General features: G+C 65.1%; 26 protein-coding genes. 10 read left to right on the plus strand and 16 right to left on the minus strand.

The genetic code is table 11. The annotated features are described in order from the left end of the window. Positions 1-14 precede the first annotated feature (14 nt). Positions 15-701, plus strand: coding sequence for an aminoacyl-tRNA hydrolase (gene pth, locus BUB39_RS07340; protein ID WP_073052274.1), 687 nt, complete (start codon positions 15-17; stop codon positions 699-701). Between the two features lie 187 nt (positions 702-888). Next, positions 889-1,983: a redox-regulated ATPase YchF gene (gene ychF / locus BUB39_RS07345; protein WP_073052275.1), complete on the plus strand. Its 1,095-nt coding sequence runs from the start codon at positions 889-891 to the stop codon at positions 1,981-1,983. Between the two features lie 15 nt (positions 1,984-1,998). Here the strand turns inward: ychF and BUB39_RS07350 are convergent, their stop codons facing one another. The 6 genes from BUB39_RS07350 to BUB39_RS07375 form a co-directional block, all read right to left on the minus strand. Further along, on the minus strand, positions 1,999-3,282 hold the full coding sequence (locus BUB39_RS07350; protein ID WP_073052276.1) for a DUF4282 domain-containing protein: 1,284 nt from the start codon (positions 3,280-3,282) through the stop codon (positions 1,999-2,001). Positions 3,283-3,373: 91 nt separating this feature from the next. Beyond that, on the minus strand, positions 3,374-4,012 hold the full coding sequence (locus tag BUB39_RS07355; RefSeq protein ID WP_073052277.1) for a glutathione S-transferase family protein: 639 nt from the start codon (positions 4,010-4,012) through the stop codon (positions 3,374-3,376). A gap of 13 nt (positions 4,013-4,025) precedes the next feature. Beyond that, positions 4,026-4,568, minus strand: a complete 543-nt coding sequence (locus BUB39_RS07360) for an adenine phosphoribosyltransferase (protein ID WP_073052856.1) — start codon at positions 4,566-4,568, stop codon at positions 4,026-4,028. A 117-nt stretch (positions 4,569-4,685) separates the two neighbouring features. Further along, positions 4,686-5,561 carry an S-methyl-5'-thioadenosine phosphorylase gene (locus BUB39_RS07365; RefSeq protein ID WP_073052278.1) on the minus strand — a complete coding sequence of 292 codons (876 nt, stop codon included), beginning with the start codon at positions 5,559-5,561 and terminating at the stop codon, positions 4,686-4,688. A gap of 28 nt (positions 5,562-5,589) precedes the next feature. Then, a complete protein-coding gene (gene hemF, locus BUB39_RS07370) occupies positions 5,590-6,495 on the minus strand; it encodes an oxygen-dependent coproporphyrinogen oxidase (RefSeq protein WP_425292891.1) in 906 nt (301 codons plus the stop codon). Further along, positions 6,482-6,982, minus strand: a complete 501-nt coding sequence (locus BUB39_RS07375; RefSeq protein WP_073052279.1) for a tRNA (cytidine(34)-2'-O)-methyltransferase — start codon at positions 6,980-6,982, stop codon at positions 6,482-6,484. The genes hemF and BUB39_RS07375 overlap by 14 nt, the downstream gene beginning before the upstream one ends. A gap of 60 nt (positions 6,983-7,042) precedes the next feature. On the opposite strand from BUB39_RS07375, the gene BUB39_RS07380 reads away from it, so the two are divergent. Continuing rightward, the gene (locus BUB39_RS07380) at positions 7,043-8,896 is read left to right on the plus strand and encodes an ABC transporter ATP-binding protein (RefSeq protein WP_073052280.1); all 1,854 of its coding nucleotides are present in this window, start codon (positions 7,043-7,045) and stop codon (positions 8,894-8,896) included. 60 nt (positions 8,897-8,956) lie between these two features. Here BUB39_RS07380 and BUB39_RS07385 read toward each other — a convergent pair whose 3' ends face one another. Further along, complete coding sequence (locus tag BUB39_RS07385; protein ID WP_073052281.1) at positions 8,957-9,856, minus strand: branched-chain amino acid aminotransferase; 900 nt, start codon at positions 9,854-9,856, stop codon at positions 8,957-8,959. Positions 9,857-10,124: 268 nt separating this feature from the next. Here BUB39_RS07385 and BUB39_RS07390 point away from each other — a divergent pair, with 268 nt between their 5' ends. The 3 genes from BUB39_RS07390 (at position 10,125) to BUB39_RS07400 (ending at position 12,964) form a co-directional block, all read left to right on the plus strand. Continuing rightward, a complete protein-coding gene (locus BUB39_RS07390) occupies positions 10,125-10,676 on the plus strand; it encodes a MarR family winged helix-turn-helix transcriptional regulator (RefSeq protein WP_084526968.1) in 552 nt (183 codons plus the stop codon). Positions 10,677-10,701: 25 nt separating this feature from the next. Continuing rightward, positions 10,702-11,421, plus strand: coding sequence for a response regulator (locus BUB39_RS07395; RefSeq protein WP_073052283.1), 720 nt, complete (start codon positions 10,702-10,704; stop codon positions 11,419-11,421). A gap of 205 nt (positions 11,422-11,626) precedes the next feature. After that, positions 11,627-12,964: an ATP-binding protein gene (locus BUB39_RS07400; RefSeq protein WP_425292898.1), complete on the plus strand. Its 1,338-nt coding sequence runs from the start codon at positions 11,627-11,629 to the stop codon at positions 12,962-12,964. An 18-nt stretch (positions 12,965-12,982) separates the two neighbouring features. Here BUB39_RS07400 and BUB39_RS07405 read toward each other — a convergent pair whose 3' ends face one another. The 7 genes from BUB39_RS07405 to BUB39_RS07435 form a co-directional block, all read right to left on the minus strand. Beyond that, positions 12,983-13,810 (minus strand): VOC family protein, encoded by an 828-nt coding sequence (locus BUB39_RS07405; protein ID WP_073052284.1) that lies wholly within the window; start codon positions 13,808-13,810, stop codon positions 12,983-12,985. Positions 13,811-13,895: 85 nt separating this feature from the next. Next, complete coding sequence (locus BUB39_RS07410; RefSeq protein ID WP_073052285.1) at positions 13,896-14,264, minus strand: tRNA-binding protein; 369 nt, start codon at positions 14,262-14,264, stop codon at positions 13,896-13,898. A 54-nt stretch (positions 14,265-14,318) separates the two neighbouring features. Next, positions 14,319-14,978, minus strand: a complete 660-nt coding sequence (locus BUB39_RS07415; RefSeq protein ID WP_073052286.1) for a hypothetical protein — start codon at positions 14,976-14,978, stop codon at positions 14,319-14,321. A gap of 51 nt (positions 14,979-15,029) precedes the next feature. After that, positions 15,030-15,854 (minus strand): pyrroline-5-carboxylate reductase, encoded by an 825-nt coding sequence (gene proC / locus BUB39_RS07420; protein ID WP_073052859.1) that lies wholly within the window; start codon positions 15,852-15,854, stop codon positions 15,030-15,032. A gap of 79 nt (positions 15,855-15,933) precedes the next feature. Further along, entirely contained in the window at positions 15,934-16,884 is a 951-nt protein-coding gene (gene pip, locus BUB39_RS07425; protein ID WP_073052287.1) for a prolyl aminopeptidase, read from the minus strand. A 79-nt stretch (positions 16,885-16,963) separates the two neighbouring features. After that, positions 16,964-17,467 carry a type III secretion system chaperone family protein gene (locus BUB39_RS07430; protein ID WP_073052288.1) on the minus strand — a complete coding sequence of 168 codons (504 nt, stop codon included), beginning with the start codon at positions 17,465-17,467 and terminating at the stop codon, positions 16,964-16,966. Between the two features lie 350 nt (positions 17,468-17,817). After that, positions 17,818-18,030, minus strand: a complete 213-nt coding sequence (locus BUB39_RS07435) for a cold-shock protein (protein ID WP_073052289.1) — start codon at positions 18,028-18,030, stop codon at positions 17,818-17,820. Between the two features lie 462 nt (positions 18,031-18,492). Between BUB39_RS07435 and BUB39_RS07440 the strand changes: the two genes are divergently transcribed. Next, a complete protein-coding gene (locus BUB39_RS07440) occupies positions 18,493-19,386 on the plus strand; it encodes a dienelactone hydrolase family protein (RefSeq protein ID WP_073052290.1) in 894 nt (297 codons plus the stop codon). Positions 19,387-19,532: 146 nt separating this feature from the next. Next, positions 19,533-19,673, plus strand: a complete 141-nt coding sequence (locus BUB39_RS25440; RefSeq protein WP_175561771.1) for a hypothetical protein — start codon at positions 19,533-19,535, stop codon at positions 19,671-19,673. Positions 19,674-19,676: 3 nt separating this feature from the next. Here BUB39_RS25440 and BUB39_RS07445 read toward each other — a convergent pair whose 3' ends face one another. Together BUB39_RS07445 and lepB are read right to left on the minus strand one after the other, a co-directional pair. Then, complete coding sequence (locus BUB39_RS07445) at positions 19,677-20,846, minus strand: MFS transporter (RefSeq protein ID WP_073052291.1); 1,170 nt, start codon at positions 20,844-20,846, stop codon at positions 19,677-19,679. An 81-nt stretch (positions 20,847-20,927) separates the two neighbouring features. Continuing rightward, the gene (gene lepB, locus BUB39_RS07450; RefSeq protein WP_073052292.1) at positions 20,928-21,713 is read right to left on the minus strand and encodes a signal peptidase I; all 786 of its coding nucleotides are present in this window, start codon (positions 21,711-21,713) and stop codon (positions 20,928-20,930) included. 189 nt (positions 21,714-21,902) lie between these two features. Between lepB and BUB39_RS07455 the strand changes: the two genes are divergently transcribed. Continuing rightward, a complete protein-coding gene (locus BUB39_RS07455) occupies positions 21,903-22,727 on the plus strand; it encodes an SH3 domain-containing protein (protein ID WP_210187054.1) in 825 nt (274 codons plus the stop codon). A gap of 96 nt (positions 22,728-22,823) precedes the next feature. Beyond that, positions 22,824-23,888 (plus strand): LLM class flavin-dependent oxidoreductase, encoded by a 1,065-nt coding sequence (locus tag BUB39_RS07460; protein WP_073052860.1) that lies wholly within the window; start codon positions 22,824-22,826, stop codon positions 23,886-23,888. The last annotated feature ends 165 nt before the right edge of the window (positions 23,889-24,053 follow it).

Consider the following 24,053-nt stretch of genomic DNA (forward strand, 5'->3'; position numbering starts at 1 on the left):
GCGGGGAGAGCGTCATGCTCCTCATCGTCGGCCTCGGAAATCCCGGTGGCCAGTATGCTCTGAACCGGCACAATATCGGCTTCATGGCGGCGGATGCGATACACCGCCGCCATGGCTTCTCGCCCTGGCGCTCGCGCTTCCAGGCCGAGGTCGCGGAAGGCGTTCTGCAGGGCCGCAAGGCGCTGCTGATGAAACCGCAGACCTATATGAACGAGAGTGGCCGGGCCGTCGCCGAGGCGGCGCGTTTTCTCAAGATCCCCAACGCCGACATCATCGTGATGCATGACGAACTTGACCTGCCGCCCGGCAAGATCCGGATGAAGCAGGGCGGCGGACATGGCGGCCATAACGGCCTCAGATCCATCACGGCCCATCTTGGCGACGACTATCGGCGCCTGCGCCTCGGCATCGGCCATCCCGGCGCCAAGGAGCTCGTGCATGGCTATGTGCTGCACGATTTCGCGCGTCCGGATGGCGCCTGGGTCAATCCGCTCCTGGATGCGATCGCCGAGAATGCCGGCCTGCTCGCCGATGGCAAGGACAACACCTTCGCCAACCGCCTGCACCGCGCCGCCGAGCCGGAAAAGCCCGCGGCAAAGCCGGCTGCTCCGGCCACTGCAGCCGCTGAGCCCACCAGGGCGCCAGTTGCGGACAATCCGCTGGCCGCGGGGTTGAAGAAGCTGTTCGGCAAGGGCGACTAGTACGATCCGTTAGCCGAGCGGCCGCCGGCGGCCATGCGGCGACGTCCTGAAAGGCGTAACGGCGAATGGCGGGTTGCCGATCAGGGCCGCTGGGCGCTATGGAGCAGCAGAACATCGCTTTGGCAGGCGCGGCGCTCATCGGCGCGCGGTTCTCTGCCGGTCCGTCTTCGTGAACTGAAAGAGCATCATGGGCTTCAAATGCGGGATCGTCGGCCTGCCGAATGTCGGCAAGTCGACACTCTTCAACGCGCTGACCAAAACGGCGGCAGCGCAGGCGGCGAACTATCCGTTCTGCACGATCGAGCCGAATACCGGCGAGGTGGCGGTGCCTGACCCGCGCCTTGACGAGCTTTGCCGCATCGGCAAGTCGCAGCAGATCGTGCCGACGCGGCTGACCTTCGTCGATATCGCCGGCCTCGTGCGCGGCGCGTCGAAGGGCGAGGGACTCGGCAATCAGTTCCTGGCCAATATCCGCGAGGTCGACGCGATCGCGCATGTGCTGCGCTGCTTCGAGGATGGCGACATCACGCATGTCGAGAACCGGATTGATCCGGTGGCGGATGCCGAGACCGTCGAGACCGAACTCATGCTCGCCGATCTCGACAGCCTCGAGCGCCGCGTCGTGCCGCTGAAGAAGCGGGCTGGCGCCGACAAGGACGCCAAGCAGCAGGTCGAACTGATGGAAGGCGCGCTCGCGCTTCTGCGCGAAGGCTTGCCAGCCCGCCAGCTCAAGGTCTCGGCCGAGGATCGCGCCGCTTTCGACGCGCTGAACCTGCTGACGTCGAAGCCCGTGCTCTATGTCTGCAATGTCGAGGAGGCTTCGGCCGCCACTGGCAACGCCTATTCGCAGAAGGTCGAGGCGATGGCCAAGGCCCAGGGCGCGGGCTGCGTGGTGATCTCGGCAGCGATCGAGTCGGAGATCGCGCAGCTCGATCCCGCCGAGCAGAAGGACTTCCTGGAGACGCTCGGACTGGAAGAGCCGGGTCTCGACCGCCTGATCCGCGCCGGCTATGCGCTTCTCGGGCTCATCACCTATTTCACGGTCGGTCCGAAGGAAGCGCGCGCCTGGACGATCACCGCCGGCACGCGGGCACCGCAGGCTGCCGCCGTGATCCATACGGATTTCGAACGCGGCTTCATCCGCGCCCAGACCATCGCCTATGAGGACTATGTGCGTCTCGGTGGCGAGGCAGGCGCCAAGGAAGCCGGCCGGGCCCGGGACGAAGGTAAGGAGTATGTCGTCGCCGATGGCGACGTGCTGCTCTTCCGCTTCAACACCTGAGAGGCGCTGCCGCCCTCAGCCGCGGTCCTGATCGGGTCGCGGCCGGCGGCGCTTCAGCGGTGTCTGCCCGCCTTTGGCCGGATGGCGCGTGTTGCCGCGATTCTTGGCTGCTGCGGTCTTCTGCGGCGGCTGGCCTTGCGGCTTTTCGCGCTCGCTCTCCGACGCCTTGGCGGCAGGGGCCCGCAAGATCGGGCCCGCATGATCCGCAACAGCGGCCTTTTCCGGCGGAACCACGACCGGAGCGGCGTCCGTGACCGCGCCGTTCACCTCGGTCGCATGGCCGTTGCGACGGCGGGCCTTTTCCTTTGGCAGTCCCGACGAGAGCGCGATCGGCGCATCATCCGTCTCCGACTGGTCGGACTCACGCGTAGCAATGAAGGCGGGAAGCGCCGTGACGTCGCCCGTATCGACGGGCATAGCGACGGCTGGTCGGCGCGGCTCGGCGGGTAGAGGCGCGACGTCCGAGGGACGCGTGCGCCGTTCGGAGAGTTGGCTCTCCAGTCCCTCGGCGAGACTCGCCCGCATCGCTTCGCTGCTCGAAGGCTCGGAGAGGCGCTTTAGCGCGTGCTCGATCGGCGGCTCTGTCCGGCCGGCCGGACGTCCCGGTATCTCGCGCGGCGGCGTCTTCGGCTCGCTGCGATCAGGAACGGTGATAATTGGCGGCGAGCGACGCTCGGCTGCGCGGCTTTCAGCGGCTGTCTCGCGCATTCGCACGGGCGGCTCGACGGCCTCGATCTCAACCACAGGCTTCGGCTCTGGCGGCTTCGCCTCGTTTGCCCGGGGCTGCGTCGGGCGGACATCCCAGGCCTTCGGCTCGACGCGGCCCTGGTCGGGCGCGAACGGGTCACGGGCCTCGCTCTCAGTCTCGGTCGGCTGCAGTTCGACGGGTCGGTGGTCGATCGCGGGCCGTTCCGGCGCGGCCTCTGCGCGGGCGGCGGCGCGCTCGCGTGCTTCCGCAACGCGGCGATCCAGCCGGGCCGTGTCATTCTCAGACATCGCAGGAATCTGCGGCGCAAGGCTGCGCTCGGCAATGTCCATCAGGTTTTCGTTGACGCGAAAGAGGATGACGATCGCTTCGCAAGCGACGCGCGCGGCTATGATGCCAACCAGCGTGCCGATGATCGAAATCGCAATGAGAATGAGGCCCGGCAGCGCATTCTCGCCGACCATGGCAAGGCCGGACACAAGACCCCATACGCCGAACAGCACCGCGATGGCTGAGACAAGCCAGAAGAGCAGTTCCATCGCAGACGGCGCGACGAAACGATCCCATTTGAAGACATCGAAGAAGGAATTCATACCGTCATCCCGGCAGGATCAGCATGGTACCCCCTCGCAAGCCTGAAGCTAAGGGACACCATGGTCAAGGCGGCAAGGCACTGTGCCGCCGTCACATTTCCTTCAGCGCCGCCTCTTCCCACGCCTTGAAGCCCGGATCGGCGAGCAGCGTCGCGACATAAGCCTCGGAAGCGTCCGAAAGCGTCGGCCCATAGGTTCGAAAACGACTCGCGACCGGCGCGAACATCGCATCGGCGATGCAGAAGCGCCCAAAAAGATAGGGCCCGCCAGCGCCGAATCGCGACCTGCAATCAGCGAAGATTGCATCGATGCGCTGAATATCGGTCTCGACACCCTCGGCGTCCAGTCCCTCGCCGGGACGCGCGGCAAAGAGATCCATCGGCATCGCCATGCGCATCGATCGGAAGCCGGCATGCATCTCGGCCGAAACGGCGCGTGCGATGGCCCGCGCTGCCGCATCGCGGGGCCAGAGATCGGGAAAGCTCTCGGCGAGATATTCGCAGATGGCGAGCGAATCCCACACCGTCACCGGTTCTTCCGGGCGGTGGTCGACGAGCACCGGCACGAGGCCAGACGGGCTGAAGCGCGTGATCGCCGCCTTGGTCGCGGGACTGCGGAGCGGGGTTACCACCGCGTCGAAATCGGCGCCCGTCGCGGCAAGCGCCATGAAGGGGCGCAGCGACCAGCTCGACCAGATGCGCGTGCCGATATGCAGCGTGAAATCCGTCATGGCGTCAATCCGGTCAGTGGCCGTCGAAGGCGACGAGTGTGCGCACCGCGACGCCGAGCGCGCGCAACTTGTCGGCGCCGCCAAGCGCCGGCAGGTCGACGATGAAGCAAGCGGCCTCGACCTTGACGCCCGTCTCGTGCAGCAGCTTGATCGCCGCCTCGGCCGTGCCGCCCGTCGCAATCAGGTCGTCGACGAGGATGACGCGTTCACCCTTCTCGACGGCATCGACGTGAATCTCGATCCGGTCCTGGCCATATTCGAGCGCGTAGTCCATGCCGATCGTCTCGAAGGGCAGCTTGCCCTTCTTGCGGATCGGCACGAAGCCGGCCGAGAGCTGGTGCGCCACTGCGCCGCCGATGATGAAGCCACGAGCCTCGATACCGGCGACCTTGTCGATCTTGGCCCCGGCCCAGGGTTGGACGAGCTCGTCGATGGTGCGGCGGAAGGCGCGCGGATTGCCGAGCAGCGTGGTGATGTCGCGGAACATCACGCCTTTGGCCGGATAGTCCGGAATCGTCCTGATAGCGGCGGCGTAATCGAAGGGTTCGGAGGTCATGTCGGCTTTCGCGGCCCTTTCGGCAATCGGGATTGCGCGGGTGAAGCCGCGCATGTTGGCGCTAAGGCTTGCCCCAGCTTTTGCGCGGCGTCCAGTCGCGCGCTGCTCAATCCGTCGTCAACCGCCGAGAACGCGACCGGCAACCGCATCGAGCTTTGCCAGCAGCGCGGGATCGCGTGCGGATGGCGCAGTCAAGATCGCATGGTCGAGCGCCCTATCCGAGCCGATCGGGCAGGGCGGATGGTCGGCCGGGAAGTCGCGCGCGAGCCGCGATACGAGGCGCTGGGCCTTGTCGGCATTGTCGCGCAGGACCGCGATGACCTGGTCGACCGTGACGGCCGCATGGCCCGGATGCCAGCAGTCGTAGTCGGTCACCATCGCGACGGTCGCATAGGCGATCTCGGCCTCGCGGGCGAGTTTCGCTTCCGGCATGTTGGTCATACCGATGACGTCGGCGCCCCAGCTGCGATGGAGATGCGATTCGGCGGCGGATGAGAATTGCGGTCCTTCCATCGCAACATAAGTGCCGCCGACGTGATGGCCGATCTCCTCAGCTTCGGCGGCGTGGCGGATGACTTCGACGAGCAGCGGCGCAACCGGATGGGCCATCGAGACATGGGCGACGCACCCATTCTCGAAGAAGCTCGATGCGCGTGCGTGGGTCTTGTCGATGAATTGGTCGACCAGCACGAAATCGCCGGGGTAGAGCTCCTGCTTCAGCGATCCTACGGCCGAGACTGAGACGAGGTCGGTGACGCCTGCGCGCTTCAGCGCATCGATATTGGCGCGGTAGTCGATACCTGACGGAGAAAGGCGATGGCCGCGGCCATGGCGCGGCAGGAAGACGATCGGCGTCGTGCCGATGCGGCCGAAGCGGAGCTGATCGGACGGCGTGCCCCAAGGGCTTTTAACGGACCGCCATTCCGCATCCTCAAGACCGGGGAGATCGTAGAGGCCGGAGCCCCCGATGATGCCGAGTACGGCTTTCGTCATGGAGATGTGCCTCGTCCCACTGCGATGATCACGGCCATTTCACCACCGGCGGCATGGAGGACAGGATCGAATCGACGTTGCCGCCGGTCCGGAGCCCGAAGATCGTGCCGCGATCGTAAAGCAGGTTGAATTCGACATAGCGGCCGCGACGGACGAGTTGCTCTTCGCGGTCGGCTTCGGTCCACGGTGTGTCGAAATTCGCGCGGACGAGCTGGTCGTAGATCGAAAGGAAGCTGCTGCCCACATCCTGCGTAAAAGCGAAATCGGCTTCCCAGTCGCCGGAATTCAGCCCGTCGTAGAAAATACCGCCGATGCCGCGCGGCTCATTGCGATGCCTCAGGAAGAAATAGGTGTCGCACCAGTCCTTGTAGCGGCCGTAGTCCGCGACAGCATGCCGTTCGCAGGCTCCCTGCATCGCCGTATGGAAGGCAACCGTATCGGCGTCATCCTGCGTGCGGCGGCGATCCAGCACCGGCGTCAGGTCGGCGCCGCCGCCAAACCATTGGCGCGTCGTCACGACCATCCGGGTATTCATATGAACGGTCGGCACATTTGGGTTGGCCGTATGGGCGATCAGCGAGATGCCGCCGGCCCAGAAACGCGGATCCTCGCTCGCGCCTGGAATGTCCTTGGCGAATTCGGGCGCGAAGCTGCCATGCACGGCCGAAACGTGGACGCCGATCTTTTCGAACAGCCGGCCCTTCATCAGCGCCATGGTGCCGCCGCCGCCGTCGGCGCCGGTGTGGTCCGTGCGCTTCCAGGGCGTCTTGACGAAGCGGCCCGGCGTTCCGGCATAGAGCGCGGGTGAGGCCTCGTGTTCCAGAGCTTCGAACGCTGCAATGATCCGCGCCTGGAGGGTCGCAAACCAAGCGCTGGCGCGTTGCTTCTTCTCGTCGAGGCCTTCGGGAAGAGTCATGTCTTCAGGCGCGGTCATGGCCGGCATCCTTGTCGTTTGTGTCATCCGCGGCCGGCCCGCCGGTCTGGCGCAATGCCTCGCCGGCAACCATCGCGACGGTCATGGCAAGGTTGAGCGAGCGAAGTCCCGGCTGCATGTGGATCCTGAGGCGGTGATCGGCGAGCGCATGAACATCGTCAGGCACGCCGGCGCTTTCGCGGCCGAACATCAGGAAGTCGTCCGGCCTGTATCGGAAATCGAGATAGGACCGCTCCGCCTTCGTCGTCAGAAGGACAAGGCGGCTGCCCGCCGCGAGACGGAATTCTTCAAAAGCTGCAAAGGAAAGGTGGCGGGAAAGGGCCGCGCGCTCCAGATAGTCCATGCCGGCCCGTTTCATGCCGCGATCGGACAAGTCGAAGCCCGCCGGCTCGATCAGATCGACGCCAAGGCCGAGACAGGCCGCGAAGCGCAGAATGGCGCCGGTGTTGTGCGGGATGTCGGGCTGGTAGAGAACGATGCGGGGCATGGGGACGGAAACGCGCTCTGCTTGCGTTGAAGGGATGCCGGAAGCGGCGCGCAAAGGTCAATGATGCTTCGCTATTTCGAACGACTGATCGATCCTTTTTCTACCGAGTCGAGCAGTCCGCCGACCGGGCTGATTGCGTTCTATCGCTATTTCCTGCAGCCCGTCTGGCCCTATGTGCTGGCGCTGCTTCTCGCCGGGCTTGGCGCGTCTCTCGCCGAGGTGGCGATCTACTCCTATGTCGGCCAGCTCGTCGACATGATGACGCGCGGCACGCCGGCAACGTTCCTCGCTGAGCACGGCCATCAGCTGGCGCTGATGGCGCTTGTCGTTCTGGTGCTGCGGCCGCTCGTCAATGCGATCCAGTCGATCATCTCGAACCAGACGCTGCCGCCGGCGCTGACCGCCCGCATCCGCTGGCTCAACCATCTGCACGTCCTCGGCCAGTCCTACACCTTCTTCCAGAACGACTTTTCCGGCCGCATCGTCACGAAGATCGTGCAGACCGGCTCGGCGATGACGCAGAGCGTCACGCAGGTGATCGATGCGCTCTGGGTCGTCGCGGTCTTCGTCACCAGCACGTTCTTCATCTTCGCCAGCGCCGATCCGCTGATGGCCGGGCCGCTCGCCGTCTGGGTAGTCGTGCTCGCCGTGCTGGCCGCGACCTTCGTGCCGCGCGTGCGGCGCCGGGCGGCGGCGGCCTCCGAGGCGCGCTCGCTGCTCACCGGTAAGCTCGCCGACATCTATGGCAACATCCAGACGGTGAAGCTGTTCGCGCGCGACGGGCGCGAGGAGGAGACCGCGCGCGGCGCGATCGCCGAGCAGACCGGCCGCATGCTCGACCAGAATCGCCTGCTCACGACCTTGTCGATCCTTTTGCAGATTTCGAATGCGCTTCTGGTCGGCGCAACTGGCGCGGCTGCGGTCTGGCTCTGGACGCGGGGGGCGATCAGCCCGGGCGAGACGGCCGTCGCTCTCGGCCTTGTCATGCGGCTCAGCGTCATCTCGGGCCGGGTCATGATGACCCTTACCGGGCTTTTCGACAATGTCGGCACGGTCGAGGATGGCATGCGCACGATTGCGCGCCCGCATGGGCTGATCGATCAGCCCGACGCGCCTGATCTCGTCGTGCGGCGCGGCGAGATCGTGTTCGATCATGTCAGCTTCGCCTATGGCGGCACGACGCCGGTGCTGCGCGGTGTCGACCTCGTCGTGCAACCCGGCGAGCGCATCGGCATCGTCGGCCGTTCCGGCGCCGGCAAGACGACCCTCATCAGCCTGCTGCTGCGCCTTTACGACCTCGAGCAGGGCGCGATTCGCATCGACGGCCAGGACATCACGACGGTGACGCAGACCTCGCTGCGCTCGGCGATCGGCGTCGTCACGCAGGATACGGCGCTGCTCAATCGCTCGATCCGGGACAATATCCGCTATGGACGGCCCGATGCCGACGAAACAGAGGTCAGGATCGCCGCCGAGCGCGCGTCGGCGGCCGGCTTCATTGCCGGCCTTGCCGATCCGCGCGGCCGCAAGGGCTATGACGCGCATGTCGGCGAGCGCGGCGTCAAGCTCTCGGGCGGCCAGCGCCAGCGCATCGCGATTGCGCGCGTCCTCCTGAAGGACGCGCCGGTCCTCGTCCTCGACGAGGCGACTTCGGCGCTCGATTCGGAGATCGAAGCCGTGATCCAGGAGCAGCTCGAAGGCCTGATGGCGGGCAAGACGGTGATCGCGATCGCCCATCGGCTGTCGACGATCGCAGCGATGGATCGTCTCGTCGTCATGGATGAGGGACGGATCGTCGAGACCGGTACGCACCAGGAATTGCTGGCGAGCCAGGGTCTCTATGCCCAGCTATGGGCCCGCCAGTCCGGCGGCTTCATCGGCGACCGGGCGCCGCACGAAATCGCGGCGGCCTGATCGGGGATGGGAGGCGTCACGGCCGGAACCACCGGCCATGACCCATTGTGTCGACGCGTCTCAGGCGTTGGCTGCCAGCTTCGTCGCCGGCGGGGTCACCGCGGCGGTGTAGTCGGCCATCAGCATTTCGCTCATCTTGCCGGGCGTGAAGCGATAGGGGCCGATTTCCGAAACCGGCGTCACTTCGGCGGCCGTGCCGCACAGCCAGCATTCGCTGAAGGTCGGCAGTTCTTCCGGCGAAATCCGACGCTCGATCACCTCAATGCCGCGCGCCTTGGCCAGTTCGATAACCGTCTGGCGCGTGATGCCGTTCAGGAAGCGGTCGGCGAGCGGGGTGTGGATCACGCCGTCCTTGACGAAGAAGATGTTGGCGCCAGTGGCCTCGGCGACATTGCCCTCCCAGTCGAGCATCAGCGCATCGGCATAGCCCTGCCGCTCGGCGTCATGCTTGGAGATCGTGCAGATCATGTAGAGGCCGGCTGCCTTGGCGAGCGAAGGCGCGGTCTGCGGATCGGGGCGGCGATATTTCGCGAAGGCGAGGCGAATGCCCTTCAGCCGCTCGGCGGGGCTGAAATAGGACGGCCATTCCCAGGCGGCGATCGCGACGTTGATCTTATTGTGCTGGGCCGAGACGCCCATCATCTCGCTGCCGCGCCAGGCGATCGGACGCAGATAGCCGTCGGTCAAGCCGTTCTTCGCGAGCGTCGCGTTGCAGGCCTCATCGATCTCCTCAAGCGTGTAGGGGATCTGGAAATCGAGAATTTCCGCCGAGCGGAACAGACGCTCGGTGTGCTCGCGCAGCTTGAAGATGGTGCCGCCATAAGCGCGCTCGCCCTCGAACACCGAGCTTGCATAGTGCAGGCCGTGCGTGAGGACATGGACCTTGGCGTCCTTCCACGGGACGAAGGAGCCGTTGAACCAGATCCATCCGTCTTTCTGGTCGAAGGCAGGCGCGCTCATTGTCGTTGCTCCCGGTTCGGGCCATCGGCGGCCCGCTTGGCGGTCGGCCGGCGCCTGAGTGCGCCAGTCCGGCCTTTGATCTGGCCGCAAGGCCCTGCGGCTGAGGGGCCGCGCGAGGGCGGCGGGATTTTGCGCAGCGCGGAAACTATCGGTAATGTGCCGGTCGAAGCGCTGTCACGGCAACTTTGCGTGAGGCGGGACGGCTGGCGCGTTCGAAGATTTCGCCGCGGCGGGCATTCTCGTAACAATCGAACCGAAATATGTCAATATGGCTGACGTAAATATCGCGGCTCAACCGGAAGGGGCAGCGGAGGAGACAATGGGAGCGGAGGGCGGCACGGGGCCGGTGACCGCTCCGGTTACGATTGCCGACAAGCCGGAGATCGTGCTGATCGAATTGCTGTTCTATGCCTATCGCGATTTCGTGTCGGACCCCGATGCCGTCCTGCTGCGCTATGATTTTGGCCGGGCGCATCATCGCGTGTTGCATTTCGTTGATCGTCATCCCGGCATGCGCGTCGCCGATCTGCTCGATATTCTCAAGATCACCAAGCAGAGCCTCGGCCGCGTGCTGAAGGAACTGATCGACACCGGCTTCATCGAACAGGTGCCGGGGCCGGTCGATCGGCGCCAGAGGCTGCTCTACCCGACCGAGAAGGGCAGGGCGCTGTCGGCCCGGCTGACGGAGCCGCAGGCGCGCCGCATCGGCGCCGCATTGGCAGCGCTCGATCCTGCCGGCAGGGCCGGGGCCGAACGTTTCCTGCGTCTGATGATCGACGCCGACGAACGGGATAAGGTATCCCGCCTGATCAGCCGCTAGCTTTGGCGGCGCTGGAGCCATTGCCATGACCCAACTCGCCGGAACGGAAGCGGCGATCCTGCCGGACGATGCGCCGCATCTTCTTGTGATCGACGACGACCAGCGCATCCGTTCGCTGCTCTCGCGCTATCTCAGCGACAATGGCTTTCGGGTCGATGTTGCGGCCAATGCCGAGGAAGCGCGCACGCGGCTCGGCTCGCTCGCCTTCGACCTGTTGATTCTCGATGTCATGATGCCCGGCGAGAACGGGCTCGATCTCCTGAAGAGCCTGCGCGAGACGATGCAGGTGCCGATCCTGATGCTGACGGCGCGCACGGAAATCGACCATCGCATCCGGGGCTTCGAAGGCGGCGCTGACGACTATCTTGGCAAGCCGTTCGAGCCGCGCGAACTGGTTCTGAGGATCAACGCGATCTTGAAGCGCGGCACGCCGCCGACGGAGCCGCTGATCGAACAGCTCCGTTTCGGGCCGTTCAGCTTTCACATCGGCCGCCGGGAATTGCGCCGGGGGCAGGAGGTGATCCGCCTGACCGACCGCGAGCGGCAGATTATGGCCGTGTTCGCCGCGACGCCGAACGAGACCGTGCCGCGCCTCTCGCTTCTCTCAGAAGATGAACCGGCCGGCGAACGCACCATCGACGTGCAGATCAATCGCTTGCGCCGCAAGATCGAGGTCGACCCCGCCAATCCGCTCTATCTGCAGACCGTGCGCGGCATCGGCTATCGTCTCGTGACCGAGGCGTGAGGACGATGGCTGCTCGACGGCGGGAGCGAGCCACGGCGCCGGAGGCCGCGTGACGGAACAGCCGCTTCACCCCTTTCACCGTGCCGGCCGAACCGGGAGCTGGTTCGACTGGCCGGTCGTCACCGCCATCCGCCGTCTCGGCCGCGCACCGGCCGTGAACGCCGCGCGCCGCCTGCTGCGCAGGGCGGATCCCGTTTTCTCAGTCTTGCTGGCGCCCTATCGCTTTCTCGGTCGCCGCCTAGGCGCAGCGATGCCGAAAGGGCTCTATGCGCGCGCGCTCATCATCATCATCGCGCCGATCGTCATCCTGCAGTCGGTGGTCGCTTTCGTCTTCATGGAGCGACACTGGCAGACCGTGACGCGCCGTCTTTCGGCGGCCACGGTGCGCGACATTTCGGCGATCGTCGATCTCATCGAAACCTATCCGTCCGATCCCACCTACGAACAGATCATCCGCATTGCGCAGGACCGGCTCGGCCTCATCATCTCGGTCGTGCCGGGTGAACCGCTGCCGCCGGCTGCGCCGAAGCCGTTCTTCTCGCTGCTCGACAGTGCGCTTTCAGATGAAATCAGCCAACAGATCGGCAAGCCGTTCTGGATCGACACCGTCGGCAAGTCGAACCTCGTCGAGGTGCGCATCCAGCTCGGCGACAAGGTGCTGCGGGTTCTCGCGCGCCGCAGCCAGACCTATGCGTCAAATTCCGAGATCTTCATCTTCTGGATGGTCGGCACCAGTCTTGTGCTGCTGGTCATCGCCATCGCCTTCCTGCGCAACCAGATCCGTCCCATTCAGGAACTCGCCGACGCGGCCGAAGGTTTCGGCAAGGGTCGAGCGATCGAGGATTTCAAGCCGCGCGGCGCACGTGAGGTTCGCCGCGCAAGCGCGACCTTCATCGAGATGGCTGATCGCATCAACCGCCAGATGGAGCAGCGCACGACGATGCTGGCTGGCGTCAGCCATGATCTCAGAACCGTGCTGACCCGCTTCCGCTTGCAACTCGCGCTGCTGCGGGAAAACGACGATGTTCGCGCCATGCGCCGCGACGTCGACGACATGCAGCGCATGCTCGAGGGCTATCTCGCCTTCGCGCGTGGCGACGTCGACGAACCGACCGTCAAGACCGATGTCGCGGCGCTCATCGCCGATGTCATCGAAGGCTCGCGCCGCGTCGGCCATCTCGTCGAGGCGCGCTTCGAGGGCGACCCGATCGTCAGCCTCCGGCCGAACGAGTTCAAGCGCTGCATCGGCAATCTCGTCGCCAATGCCTGCCGGCACGGCAACACGATCGTCGTGACCGCAACGCATGTCGAGGGCTGGCTGACGGTCACGGTTGATGATGACGGTCCCGGTATCCCCGAAGATCAGTTCGAGATGGTGTTCCGGCCGTTCTACCGGCTCGACGAGGCGCGCAATCTCGACGAAAGCGGCACAGGGCTTGGTTTGCCCATTGCCCGCGACATCGCCCGTGCCCATGGCGGCGACGTCACGCTCTCGACATCGCCGCAGGGCGGCCTCAGGGCCAGCATCGAGATCCCCGCCTGAAGCGCTGCCGTTTCAGGCTCAGGCTGCTGCCAGTCGCACCACCGTGCCCCAGGGATCGACCAGTTCGCGATCGGCTGCGATGCCGGAGCCCGAAAGCGTGACATGCGAGAGGCCGCCCCGCGCTGCATCGCGCTTGCCGGCACCGCGGCTCCGCCAGATATTGCCGGCGATGTGGTGATGATAGCCGCCCGAGGCCAGGAAGCTTGCGCCAGGGTAGTGCGCCATCACGTCGAGGCCGATTTCCGAGGTCCACCAGTCCTCGGCGAGCTTGTCGTCGCCGACACGCAAGTGAACATGGCCGATGCGCAGGAGATCCGGCGCCTGATGGTAGGGGGCGGCTGACGCAGGAACGGCTTGCACGATCGCGTTCACGTCGAGCGGTTCCGTCGCCATCTTCAGGCCCTTGCCATCGCGCGTCCACGTTGTCTCGGGCCGGTCGGCATAGATCTCGATGCCATTGCCCTCGGGGTCGGTCAGGTAGAAGGCTTCGCTGACGAGATGATCCGACATGCCGTCGACGGGGAAGCGTTTCTCCGAGGCGTGCAGCACCCAGCGTCCGAGATCGGCCCGCGTCGGCATGAGGAAAGCGGTGTGGAAGAGACCGGCGCGACGCGGATCATCGAGCGCTGCGCCAGGGGGCAGCGCGGCGAGTTCCAGGAGCGGAACGCCGCCGGCACCGAGCACCGTCAGGCCGTCCTTCTCGGAGATCGTCTCGAGCCCCAGCAGAGCACGATAGTAATTCGCGACCGTGGGGATGCTCTTCACCTTCAGCCCGACCGACGCGATATGAAGAGGCCGGGTCAGGGCGAACGGCAGATCAGTTTCGGCGGCAATAGTCTCGGCCATGACATGGCTCCATCAGGAAAACCCGCATCATAGCTAGTGATGACGCCGCCGCAGCGATAGCGGGCTTCTTGTGAACACTGCGTGCTCAGAAAAGCCGCCCGCCATTCGGCACAGCGCGCTCGACGGCCGTCAGGACGACAGCGCCCTCATCGTCCGGCACGCCCAGCGTCAGAACTTCCGACATGAACGGGCCGATCTGGCGCGGCGGAAAATTGACGACAGCCAGCACCTGCCGGCCGACGAGCTCGTCGAGCGCGTAGTATTTGGTGATCTGCGCCGAGGACTTCTTCTTGCCGATCTCGGGTCCGAAATCGATCACCAGCTTATAGGCTGGCTTTCGCGCCTCGGGAAAAGGCGACGCTTCGACGATGGTACCGACGCGGATGTCGACCTTCAGGAAGTCGTCAAACCCGATCGTCGCGCTTGTTCCAGCCCCGTCTGCACCCGTCGCCATCTGCCTGTCGCTCCTGTTGCCAGCCAGCGACGGGTATCATCGTCGGCCGCGGCGTCAAGCGGCGGCTTCGCTTTCGGGCGAGGCAGGCGCGTCCGAGCGCGTACGGCTCCTTCGATCGAACCGGCGACCAATCCGGCAGAAGGCCTTCTCGATCTTGCCCGCGCGATGATCCCAGCCTTCAGCGCGGGAGAGCGCCTTGTCGAGCGCCGCCATGGTGCGTGACTGATCGGGGTCGGTATCGTCGATCCAGACCGGCGTGAGGCGTGCCAGCATGGTCACCAGGCCCTGGACGCGCGCGCAGCCGCGCAGCCCGTCGGTTCCGATGCCCGCGGCTGCGAGCATATAGCGGGCCGAGGGGAGGGCGAGGCCATTCAGCCCGAGCGCCAGCGCTGGATCCCGCCGGGCGCTTGCGACCAGATGAGCGACAGCGCGCTTGTGCGGCGCCAGCTTGTCGAAGCGGCGCATGAGAATATCGAAAAGACGGTCGCGTCGGCTATCTTCGCTCCCGCTGTCGATCTCGTCGAGCACGGCGCGGTCGATACGGCGCAGGAAGGCGGCGAGGATCGCGAACTTGCCATCGGCCGCTTCGCGCAACGCCCCGAGCGTCAGCCCCGCGCGATCGGCGATCTCGCCAAGTTCGATCGTCTCGTAAGGCTTTTCGGCCAGCAACGCCGTGAAGGCGTCGATGACGTTGTCCGGCACGGTTCGCTGCATGTCATATCCTCCTGATCACCCTTCCAAGATATGGGGCGATTGAGGCGTGTTTCAGCCCGCGAGTTCCTCGGCCCGCTGTTTGGCCGTCGCGACAGCGCGGTCGAGCAATGGCTGCAGTCCGTCATCGGCCATCAGCACCGCCAGGGCCGCGGCCGTCGTGCCGTTCGGCGAGGTGACGTTCTTACGCAGCGTTTCGGGCGGGAGAGACGACTGCTGCAGCAATTCGCCTGAGCCTGAAACGGTCTGCCGTGCGAACCTTGCGGCGATATCTGCCGGCAGGCCGGCCTTGATGCCAGCCTCGGTCAGTGCCTCCGCGAGCAGGAAGACATAGGCGGGACCGGAGCCGGACATGGCCGTGACGGCGTCGATCAGCGTCTCGCTTTCGACCCAGCCAGTAATGCCGACGGCGCCGAGCAGCGCCTCGACCAGCACGCGGTCGGCGTCGCTGGTTGCGGCGTTCGCGAAAAGTCCAGTCGCGCCGCGGCCGACCTGCGCCGGCGTATTCGGCATCGCCCGGACGACCGCGCCTCCGAGCGCCTCTTCGATCGTCGAGACGGTCGTGCCGGCCGCGATAGAGACGGTGACTGTGCCGGGTCCGACCAGCGCCCGGACCGCCGGCAGAGCATTGCCCATCATCTGCGGCTTGACGGCGAGGAGCAGGACGCGCGCCTTGATGCCGTCTGGAGGCGTCGTGCCGTGGCGAACACCGTATTTCGCCATCAGGTCCGCCGTCTCCGGCGGCGGGCCGGGATCGACAACGGTGACGGCTTTCGCATCGAGGCCGCCGGCGAGCCAGCCGCCGAGCAGCGCGCCGCCCATCTTGCCGGCACCGATCAGGACGAGGGGGGAGTCGGACGTGAGATCTGAGAACGACATGGGGCCACCGAAGACGAATGCTGCTGCTGCGTCATAGAACACCGGCGGCCGGGATGGAAACGGGAACAGCGTTTGCGGATCAGGTCTCGTCGAGCGCCCGGCGCATCGCGGCGGCCATCACCGGGCCGCCATGGCCCTCCTCGGGCAACATGATCAAGCGGCTGGCGGGCCATTGCTGGTGAAGCCGGTAGGCGGTGACCGCGGGGCTGCCGATGTCGCGGCGTCCGTGAAAAAGAACGGCCGGAATTCCCGCGAGACGGTCTGTCCCAGCAAGGATCTCTCGCCCTTTCCGCAGGAAGCCATCATGCGCCCAGTAATGCGTGACAAGGGTGGCGAAGGCGCGTGCCTCATCCTCGTCGAAGCGCGCGGTGATCGGCGACCAGTTGGGATCCAGCGAGACATGGGTCGATTCCCAGTCGTTCCACGCACGGGCGGCGGCGATCCGGTCAGCGACATCGTCGCCGGCGAGGCGCCGCGCATAGGCTTCGACGATGCGCTCGCCATCGCGCCGCTTCGAGTCCTCCGCAAAGCGCTCGAACGCTTCCGGGAAGATTCGCCCGATGGACCCCGTGATCCAGTCGACCTCCTCGCGGCTGGTGGTGGTGATGGCGCCGAGCACCATTCGTGACACCCGCTCGGGATGGGCCTCGGCATAGGCCAGGGCAAGCGTGACGCCCCAAGAGACCCCCACCACAACCCATCTCGTGATGCCGAGATGCCGGCGCAGCACTTCGATATCGGCGATCAGCGCGTTGGTGTTGTTGTCCGCCAGCCTGTCGAGCGCGTCGATGGCGAGCGGCCGGCTGCGGCCGCAGCCGCGCTGATCGAGCCCGACGATCCGGTAGCGGGCAGGATCGAAAAGGCGTCGATAGCGACCGGAACCAAGGCTGCTTCCGGGCCCGCCGTGCAGATAAAGGGCTGCCGATCCCGCTGGGTGACCGGAAAGCTCCCAATAGACGGTATTCCCGTGGCCGACGGGTAGGAGGCCGCTCTCGAGCGGATCGATCTCGGGATAGAGCACATCAGTCATGACAGAGGGCTGCGCGTCGCGCCGTGATCGCGCTGGGCGTTGCGGAGCGGCCATTCTCCCGGAGGCCGCCCGCCTTGGTTCAGGCTTCGCCCACGGTTTCGAACATCACCGTCTCGAGCGCTTCGGGTGCGGACTTGCCGGCCCACACCACGAACTGGAAGGCCTGATAATAGCGCTCACAGCTCTCGATGGCGTTTTCGAGCAGCCCTTCGACCTGGGCGCTGTTCGGCTCGGCGCCGCCGGCGAGCAGAAGCGTCTGTCGGTACATGACGACGCCTTCCTTGCCCCAGAGGTCAAAATGGCCGATCCATAATTGCTCGTTGACCAGTGACAACAGGCGCATCACCTCAGTCTTGCGCGGGTCCGTCACCTTGAGGTCAAACGCGCAGGCGAGGTGCACCGCCTCCATATCCTCCATCCAGGAGAAGGAGACGTGATAGTCACACCAACCGCCGCCGATCGAGATCGTGATCTCGTCGTCGCCCGAACGCTCGAAAGCCCAGTCGTTGATCGCAGCGATATTTTCGATCGTGTCGACGGGATTCGATTGCCGGTCTTCGGTCTCGAATTCGATGAGGCTCATAGCCGATCCTCGCGCTTGATCGGAAGGGACAGCACCACTCAGAACACCCACTCCGGAAACAGGACATGAGGCCCAGTCTCCGATCCGGACGAAAAGCTGCCAGCCGATAGAGGCAAGCTAGCTTTCACCCCGAACTCCTTGTCGGCATGAAGCCAAACAGCGCGAATCTCTTGCTCATCACTATAGTGCGGCAGAACGGCTTGGCGAGATCACTTTTGCTCGCGGCTGCGAAAGACTGTTGAACAGTGAGATCGCGCCGCCGCATCCAGCGTTCGGCACACGTGATGGTCGGTTCAACACAAAAAGCCTCGGGCATTGCCCGAGGCGCTGTGGCATGGCCGCTGGTTGTTTTATGCGGGGCGCAGATCCACCGCCTTCGGACCCTTGCCGCGCTTGTCCGGCTCGGTGTCGAATGAAACCCGCATTCCGTCGTTGAGCGCGGTCAGTCCCGAACGCTCGACAGCCGTGACGTGCACGAAGACGTCGCTGCCGCCCTCATCGGGCGTGATGAAGCCGAAACCCTTGGATGCATTGAAAAACTTGACGGTCCCCGTCTGGCGCATGTCCGATCCTCTCACTGTCATCTCTCGGCGGCGCCACCCCGGCCGCCGTCGTCGTCAGGTCCTCGGATGTCGGGGGAAAATGTCGGTATCGCCCAGTGACCGACTGTGTCCGGGGTGGCTGTCTTCCTCCAGCAGCCATCCCCTTTGCCAGCGGTCCAGTCTCCGTCCGTCCTTCGTCTGACCTTGCCTGCAAATCATGCAGTAGAAAATCGCAGAAATCAACGATATCACCCGAATGGAACCAGCAAGCACAGCGGTTGCCAAGTTGCTTTCAACGTTTGAGCCTTTGGTCAAGATTTCGCGGTGTGGATCGTTTTGGATTTGCTTGCAGCGCATGGCCGCGACCCGGCTGTCGGATCCTGAACCAATTGTGATCGGATTGGGCGGTCTTGCTGCCTACACATGCTTGAATGTTGGCGGGCTGGCGCCAATTCTCGGCCTGGACAAGAGGAGAGGAAGACCATGGCCGTCAACGAAACCGAGACGCGTCCTGCGATCACGCAGGACATGATCAAACTCTACGACGACTACACGCATCTGACGCTCGATCGTCGGGGCTTCATGGACAAGCTGACGAAGCTCGTCGGCAGCTCCGCCGCAGCCGCAGCCGTCGTGCCGCTGCTCTCGGCCAACAAGGCGCATGCGGCCGTCATCGCGCCTGACGATGCGCGTATCAGCGCCGAGCGGGTGACGTTTCCTGGTCCAAAGGGCGACATTTCAGGTCTCCTCGCAAAGCCCAAGGATGCGTCGGTCACGCTTCCGGCCGTCCTGGTGATCCATGAGAACCGCGGCCTCAATCCGCATATCGAGGACGTCACGCGGCGCTTCGCGGTGGCGGGCTTCCTGGCCCTGGGCGTGGACCTTCTGTCGACGGCCGGTGGCACGCCTGCCGACGAGGACAAGGCACGTGAGATGATCGGCCAGCTCACGCCGGCCGACGCCCTCGCCGAAGCGAAGGCGGCCGTCGCCTATCTGAAGTCAAATCCGGCCTCCAACGGCAAGGTTGGTGCGGTCGGCTTCTGCTGGGGTGGCGGCATGGTCAACCAGCTCGCCGTGAACGATCCCGATCTCGTGGCCGGCGTCGCCTATTACGGCATGCAGCCGAAATCGGCCGACGTGCCGAAGATTAAGGCGAAGCTGCTGCTTCATTATGCGGGCCTCGATGACCGCATCAATGCCGGCATCCCCGACTATGAAGCGGCGCTGAAGGCGGCCGGCGTCGACTACAAGGTGTACGTGTATGACGGCGTCAATCACGCCTTCAACAACGATACTTCGGCTGCACGTTATGACGAAAAGGCCGCGAATCTCGCCTGGGGCCGGACGGTTGATTTCCTGAAGGCCAATCTCGGCTGACCGAGTAGACGAGGCGCTGCCCTGTCATGCGATTGGCATGCTGGCTGCATACGCTTAGCTGACGGTGCCGGTTTCCGGTTTTGCCAGGAACCGGCACCTCTCGTCAGAGTTGTTGCAGTACAGCATCGATCGGTTGGGGTTGCGTCATGACACGTTTGGGCGCGGAAGCTTGGTTCGCGGCGGCGGCGATCTGGATGGGGGTCATGCTGCCGAGTGCAGCATTCGGCTCTTGGACCGGCGATGCGATTGCGCTGCACAATTCGGTGCAACTGATCCGTCCGCTCTAGCCACTATTCAGCAGCCACTGCAGCGAGCCGCCGGCGGCCCATGCGCCAGGATTGCAGCGCGATGCCGAGCGCGAGCGTCGCCAGGAGCGCGCCGAGGATCGGCAGGCGATCGTAGTCGAGGCCGAACGTCAGCGCCGTCCCCCCGATCCATGCTCCGAGCGCGTTGCCGAGATTGAACGCCCCCTGATTGAGGGTTGAAGCGAGGTTCGGCGCTGCCGAGGCACATTCAACGACGCGCATCTGCAAGGGTGCGATCAAAGCAAAGAAGACCACGCCCCAGACGAAGACCGTCGCCGTCGCGGCCGCCGCGTGGTGGCTCGCCAGCGTGAACTGAAGCATGACAATCGCGAGCAGGGCGAGCGCGCCGATGATGGTCTCCATCAGCCGCCAGTCGGCCAGGCGCCCGCCGACAAGGTTGCCGATGGTGATGCCGGCGCCGAAGAGGAGCAGCACCAGCGTCGTCGCGCCGGGCGAGATACCTGTGACAGTCTGCAGGATGGGCGCGATATAGGTGAAGACGGCGAAGAGACTGGCCGAGGTCACAACGCTGATCGCCATTGCCAACCAGACCTGGCTATTGCGAAACACGCGGAATTCGCTCGCAAGGCTGGCCGGAGCCTCGCCTTCGCCGGTTTTCGGCACGAAGGCAGCGATGGCCGCGACCGAGACGAGCCCGATCATCACCACGACCCAGAAGGTCGAACGCCAGCCAAAGGCCTGCCCAAGCGCGGTGCCGGCAGGCACGCCGAGAATGTTGGCCAGCGTCACGCCGGCGAAGAGCATCGCCATAGCGCGGGCGCGCTGGTGACGCGGCACGAGGCTGGCGGCGACGATCGAGCCAATTCCGAAGAAGGCGCCGTGGCCGAAGGCCGTGATGACGCGCGCTGCCATCAGCAACGCATAGTTCGGCGCGATGGCGCAGAGCAGGTTGCCGACGACGAACAGGCTCGTCAGTCCGATCAGCGTCGTCTTGCGCGGCAGCCTGGTCGTCGCGATGGCGATGATGGGGCCGCCGACCACGACGCCGAGCGCGTAGCTGGTGATCAGGAGCCCGGCCTGGGGGATGGTGACGGAGAGGTCGCGGGCCAGTTCCGGCAGCAACCCCATGATCACGAATTCAGTGGTGCCGATGCCGAATGAAGCGACGGCAAGGGCGAAGAGCGCCAAAGGCATGACGGCAGTGTCCGGGGAGAAACTCTGTCTCCCTTATGACGCAAACCGCCATGCCGCGATGCAACGAAAATGCCGCAGCTGTCAGTGAATTCCAGTGAACAGCCGGTTCCAGCGAATAGCCCACGGCCAGTCCCAGACCTTCCAGAACGACGAGCGATCGTCGATCGAGAAGAAGATCACCTGCGCCTTGCCTTCGAGATTCTCGACCGGCACATAGCCCATCGAATTCATGTCGCGGCTGTCGGCCGAGTTGTCGCGATTGTCGCCCATCATGAAGACATGGCCGGGCGGGACTTCGTATTTCGGCGTGTTGTCGAACCCGCCGCGATCGCCCTCGATCTCGATGACGCGGTGCTGGACCCCGTTCGGCAGCGTCTCGATATATTGCGGTGCGTCGATCGGATTGCCGAAGAAATCACGTGTCCGGTAAGGCTCGATCGGCTGGCGCTCGACGATCTTGTCGTTGATGTAGAGCCGTCCCTCGATCACCTGGACGGTATCGCCGGGCAGGCCGATTACGCGCTTGATGAAGTCTGTCGAGTTATCCTTCGGGCCCTTGAAGACGGCGATGTCGCCCTGCGTCGGCAGAGAGCCGAGGATGCGCCCCGAGAAGGGCGCTATGCCGAACGGGAAGGAATAGCGCGAATAGCCGTAGGAGAATTTCGAGACGAACAGATAGTCGCCGATCTCGAGCGTCGGGATCAGGGAACCCGACGGGATCTCGAAGGGTTGAAACAAAAGCGTCCGGACGACGAGGGCGATGATGAGCGCTTCAACGAAGACTCGAACCGTACCGCCGACACCCTCCTTGCCGGCTGCCTTCTTGCCGGCCGGTTTGGCCGGGACGGTCTTCTCGATTTCGGACATGGGGCCGGTTTCCGGACGATTGGTGTTGCGGGTGATGTAGGGGAAGCCGTGGAAGCGGGCAACAACGAACCCCGGCCGGAGCGCTCTGGCGGTGATCAACACCGACGCGCAGGCTATATCATCCGTCTCTGAGGCGAAAATATGAGTCGCGCCGCTCTCATGGCGCCTGCGTGGAGGCAGCAATTGACGATGCGCATTCCTTCGGAATCGACGCGTTGGCGGCATAGGCTGGTGGCGGTCGCCGCTCTTGGCTTTTCTTTGATCGCCGGATCGGCGCTGGCCGATGATGCGTTCACGACCGGCAGCGTCAACATGCGGACCGGGCCTGGAACCGGCTATGCCAAGATCGGCACGCTGCCAAGGGGCACGGGCGTCGATGTGCTCGGCTGTACGAGTGGCTGGTGCCAGGTTTCGGCCGGCGGCGCACCCGGCTGGGTATCCGACAATTACCTGGCCGGCTTCGTCGGACCGCCACCCGTCTATCGGGGGCCGCCGCCGCCACCCGTTTATGTGACGCCGCCGCCGGTGTATGTCGAACCGCCGCCCTATTATGGGCCCGGCTATTACGGACCGGGATACCGCCCGCCGCCCCCTTATTACGACCGTCCGGGTTACCGTCCGCCGCCGCCCTACTATGGCGACCGTCCGCCAGGCTATCGCCCGCCTCCAGGCGGCTGGAACAATAATGACCGGCCCCCGCCGGGCTACCGTCCGCCGCCTGGCCAGGGCGGTGGCGGGCAGGGTGGTGGTTGGCAGGGTGGCAATCGTCCGCCTCCGCAGGGTGAGGGCCGCCCGCCGCAGGCGTATCAGCCTCCGCAGCAGGGGGGACAGCGCCCGCCGCCCCAGCAGCAACCGCAGCAGGGTGGACAACGACCGCCGCAGCAGCCCCAGGGTGGACAGGCCCAGCAGCCGCCGCAGCAGCAGGGACAGCCCGGCAAACCGCAGTTCTTTGTGCCCGGTACCGGCGCCGCGCCGCCCTGCCAGCCGGGAACGATGTTCTGCTCGAACCAGTAGCCGTCTGCCGTGTGAACACTCTGTCGCTTCGCGGTGGCATTCCCGTGCCGCCGCGAGGTCCCCATATTCGGCGTTCGAAGGCCTTGGGGGATGAATATGGAACTCGGCATCTACACGTTCGGCGACCTGATGGCGGATCCGACGAACGGAGTCCGGATCAGCCCGCAACAGCGGATCGCCAATCTCCTTGAGGAGATCGAGCTGGCCGACCAGCTCGGCCTCGACGTGTTCGGGCTCGGCGAGCACCATCGTCCCGATTATCTGATCTCGGCGCCCGACGTCATCCTGGCGGCTGCAGCCACCCGCACACAATCCATCCGTCTCACAAGTGCGGTCACGGTCCTCTCCTCCGAGGATCCCGTGCGCGTCTTCCAGCGCTTCTCGACGCTCGATCTCCTCTCCGGCGGCCGCGCCGAGATCATGGCCGGCCGCGGCTCGTTCATCGAGTCGTTCCCGCTGTTCGGCTATGATCTTGCCGACTACGACGCGCTCTTCTCGGAGAAGCTCGATCTGCTGCTGGCCTTGCGTTCGCAGGAACGCATCACCTGGCAAGGCCAGCATCGCGCGCCAATCAACGACCGCGGCGTCTATCCGCGTCCCTTACAGCAGCCGCTGCCGGTCTGGATCGCGGTCGGCGGTACGCCGCAGTCCGTCGCGCGCGCCGGGGTGCTGGGTCTGCCGCTTGCCGTCGCGATCATCGGTGGCGAACCCGAGCGCTTCGCTCCATTGGTCCATCTCTATCGCGATGCGGCGGTAGAGGGCGGTCATGACCCCGCCAGCCTGCCCGTCGGCATCAATTCGCATGGCTTCATCGCGGAAACGTCGCAAGAGGCCGCCGAGATCGCTTTTCCGCCTTTTGCCGACGCGATGAGCCGGATCGGCCGCGAGCGCGGCTGGCCGCCGACGACGCGCGGACAATTCGAGGCCCAGCGCAAGCTGCGCGGCGCGCTCTTCGTCGGCAGTCCGGCCGAGGTGGTCGAGAAGATCCTCTACCAGCATGAGTTTTTCCAGCACGACCGCTTCATGATCCAGTTCAGCGTCGGCACGTTGCCGCATGACAAACTCATGAAGTCGATCGAACTGTTCGGCACCAAGGTGGCGCCCGCTGTGCGCAAGGCGCTCGCGTCGCAAGCGATGGCTTCGGAACCGGCCGCTTCCTGAGCGACTGGATTTGTTTGCCTGCAGCCCGATGTTTCGCGAAACCCTGTTCTCTGCTGGCATGAATGCCGGGAGTTCTGCCCCTATCAGTGCGCTTCGCGCGCGCTAGACTACGAGTTCAGAAGCGAGATCCGCCCGTGCCCGAACAGCCTGCTGCTCCCCGCCAAC

Source organism: Kaistia soli DSM 19436 (assembly GCF_900129325.1).
GTDB classification, from domain to species: domain Bacteria; phylum Pseudomonadota; class Alphaproteobacteria; order Rhizobiales; family Kaistiaceae; genus Kaistia; species Kaistia soli.

Excerpts from the sequence above, each read along its gene's own strand:
- pth (WP_073052274.1), top strand. The coding sequence starts at position 15 with ATGCTCCTCATCGTCGGCCTCGGAAATCCCGGTGGCCAGTATGCTCTG.
- ychF (WP_073052275.1), top strand. The coding sequence starts at position 889 with ATGGGCTTCAAATGCGGGATCGTCGGCCTGCCGAATGTCGGCAAGTCG.
- BUB39_RS07350 (WP_073052276.1), bottom strand. The coding sequence starts at position 3,282 with ATGAATTCCTTCTTCGATGTCTTCAAATGGGATCGTTTCGTCGCGCCG.
- BUB39_RS07355 (WP_073052277.1), bottom strand. The coding sequence starts at position 4,012 with ATGACGGATTTCACGCTGCATATCGGCACGCGCATCTGGTCGAGCTGG.
- BUB39_RS07360 (WP_073052856.1), bottom strand. The coding sequence starts at position 4,568 with ATGACCTCCGAACCCTTCGATTACGCCGCCGCTATCAGGACGATTCCG.
- BUB39_RS07365 (WP_073052278.1), bottom strand. The coding sequence starts at position 5,561 with ATGACGAAAGCCGTACTCGGCATCATCGGGGGCTCCGGCCTCTACGAT.
- hemF (WP_425292891.1), bottom strand. The coding sequence starts at position 6,495 with ATGACCGCGCCTGAAGACATGACTCTTCCCGAAGGCCTCGACGAGAAG.
- BUB39_RS07375 (WP_073052279.1), bottom strand. The coding sequence starts at position 6,982 with ATGCCCCGCATCGTTCTCTACCAGCCCGACATCCCGCACAACACCGGC.
- BUB39_RS07380 (WP_073052280.1), top strand. The coding sequence starts at position 7,043 with ATGATGCTTCGCTATTTCGAACGACTGATCGATCCTTTTTCTACCGAG.
- BUB39_RS07385 (WP_073052281.1), bottom strand. The coding sequence starts at position 9,856 with ATGAGCGCGCCTGCCTTCGACCAGAAAGACGGATGGATCTGGTTCAAC.
- BUB39_RS07390 (WP_084526968.1), top strand. The coding sequence starts at position 10,125 with ATGGCTGACGTAAATATCGCGGCTCAACCGGAAGGGGCAGCGGAGGAG.
- BUB39_RS07395 (WP_073052283.1), top strand. The coding sequence starts at position 10,702 with ATGACCCAACTCGCCGGAACGGAAGCGGCGATCCTGCCGGACGATGCG.
- BUB39_RS07405 (WP_073052284.1), bottom strand. The coding sequence starts at position 13,810 with ATGGCCGAGACTATTGCCGCCGAAACTGATCTGCCGTTCGCCCTGACC.
- BUB39_RS07410 (WP_073052285.1), bottom strand. The coding sequence starts at position 14,264 with ATGGCGACGGGTGCAGACGGGGCTGGAACAAGCGCGACGATCGGGTTT.
- BUB39_RS07415 (WP_073052286.1), bottom strand. The coding sequence starts at position 14,978 with ATGCAGCGAACCGTGCCGGACAACGTCATCGACGCCTTCACGGCGTTG.
- proC (WP_073052859.1), bottom strand. The coding sequence starts at position 15,854 with ATGTCGTTCTCAGATCTCACGTCCGACTCCCCCCTCGTCCTGATCGGT.
- pip (WP_073052287.1), bottom strand. The coding sequence starts at position 16,884 with ATGACTGATGTGCTCTATCCCGAGATCGATCCGCTCGAGAGCGGCCTC.
- BUB39_RS07430 (WP_073052288.1), bottom strand. The coding sequence starts at position 17,467 with ATGAGCCTCATCGAATTCGAGACCGAAGACCGGCAATCGAATCCCGTC.
- BUB39_RS07435 (WP_073052289.1), bottom strand. The coding sequence starts at position 18,030 with ATGCGCCAGACGGGGACCGTCAAGTTTTTCAATGCATCCAAGGGTTTC.
- BUB39_RS07440 (WP_073052290.1), top strand. The coding sequence starts at position 18,493 with ATGGCCGTCAACGAAACCGAGACGCGTCCTGCGATCACGCAGGACATG.
- BUB39_RS25440 (WP_175561771.1), top strand. The coding sequence starts at position 19,533 with ATGACACGTTTGGGCGCGGAAGCTTGGTTCGCGGCGGCGGCGATCTGG.
- BUB39_RS07445 (WP_073052291.1), bottom strand. The coding sequence starts at position 20,846 with ATGCCTTTGGCGCTCTTCGCCCTTGCCGTCGCTTCATTCGGCATCGGC.
- lepB (WP_073052292.1), bottom strand. The coding sequence starts at position 21,713 with ATGTCCGAAATCGAGAAGACCGTCCCGGCCAAACCGGCCGGCAAGAAG.
- BUB39_RS07455 (WP_210187054.1), top strand. The coding sequence starts at position 21,903 with ATGCGCATTCCTTCGGAATCGACGCGTTGGCGGCATAGGCTGGTGGCG.
- BUB39_RS07460 (WP_073052860.1), top strand. The coding sequence starts at position 22,824 with ATGGAACTCGGCATCTACACGTTCGGCGACCTGATGGCGGATCCGACG.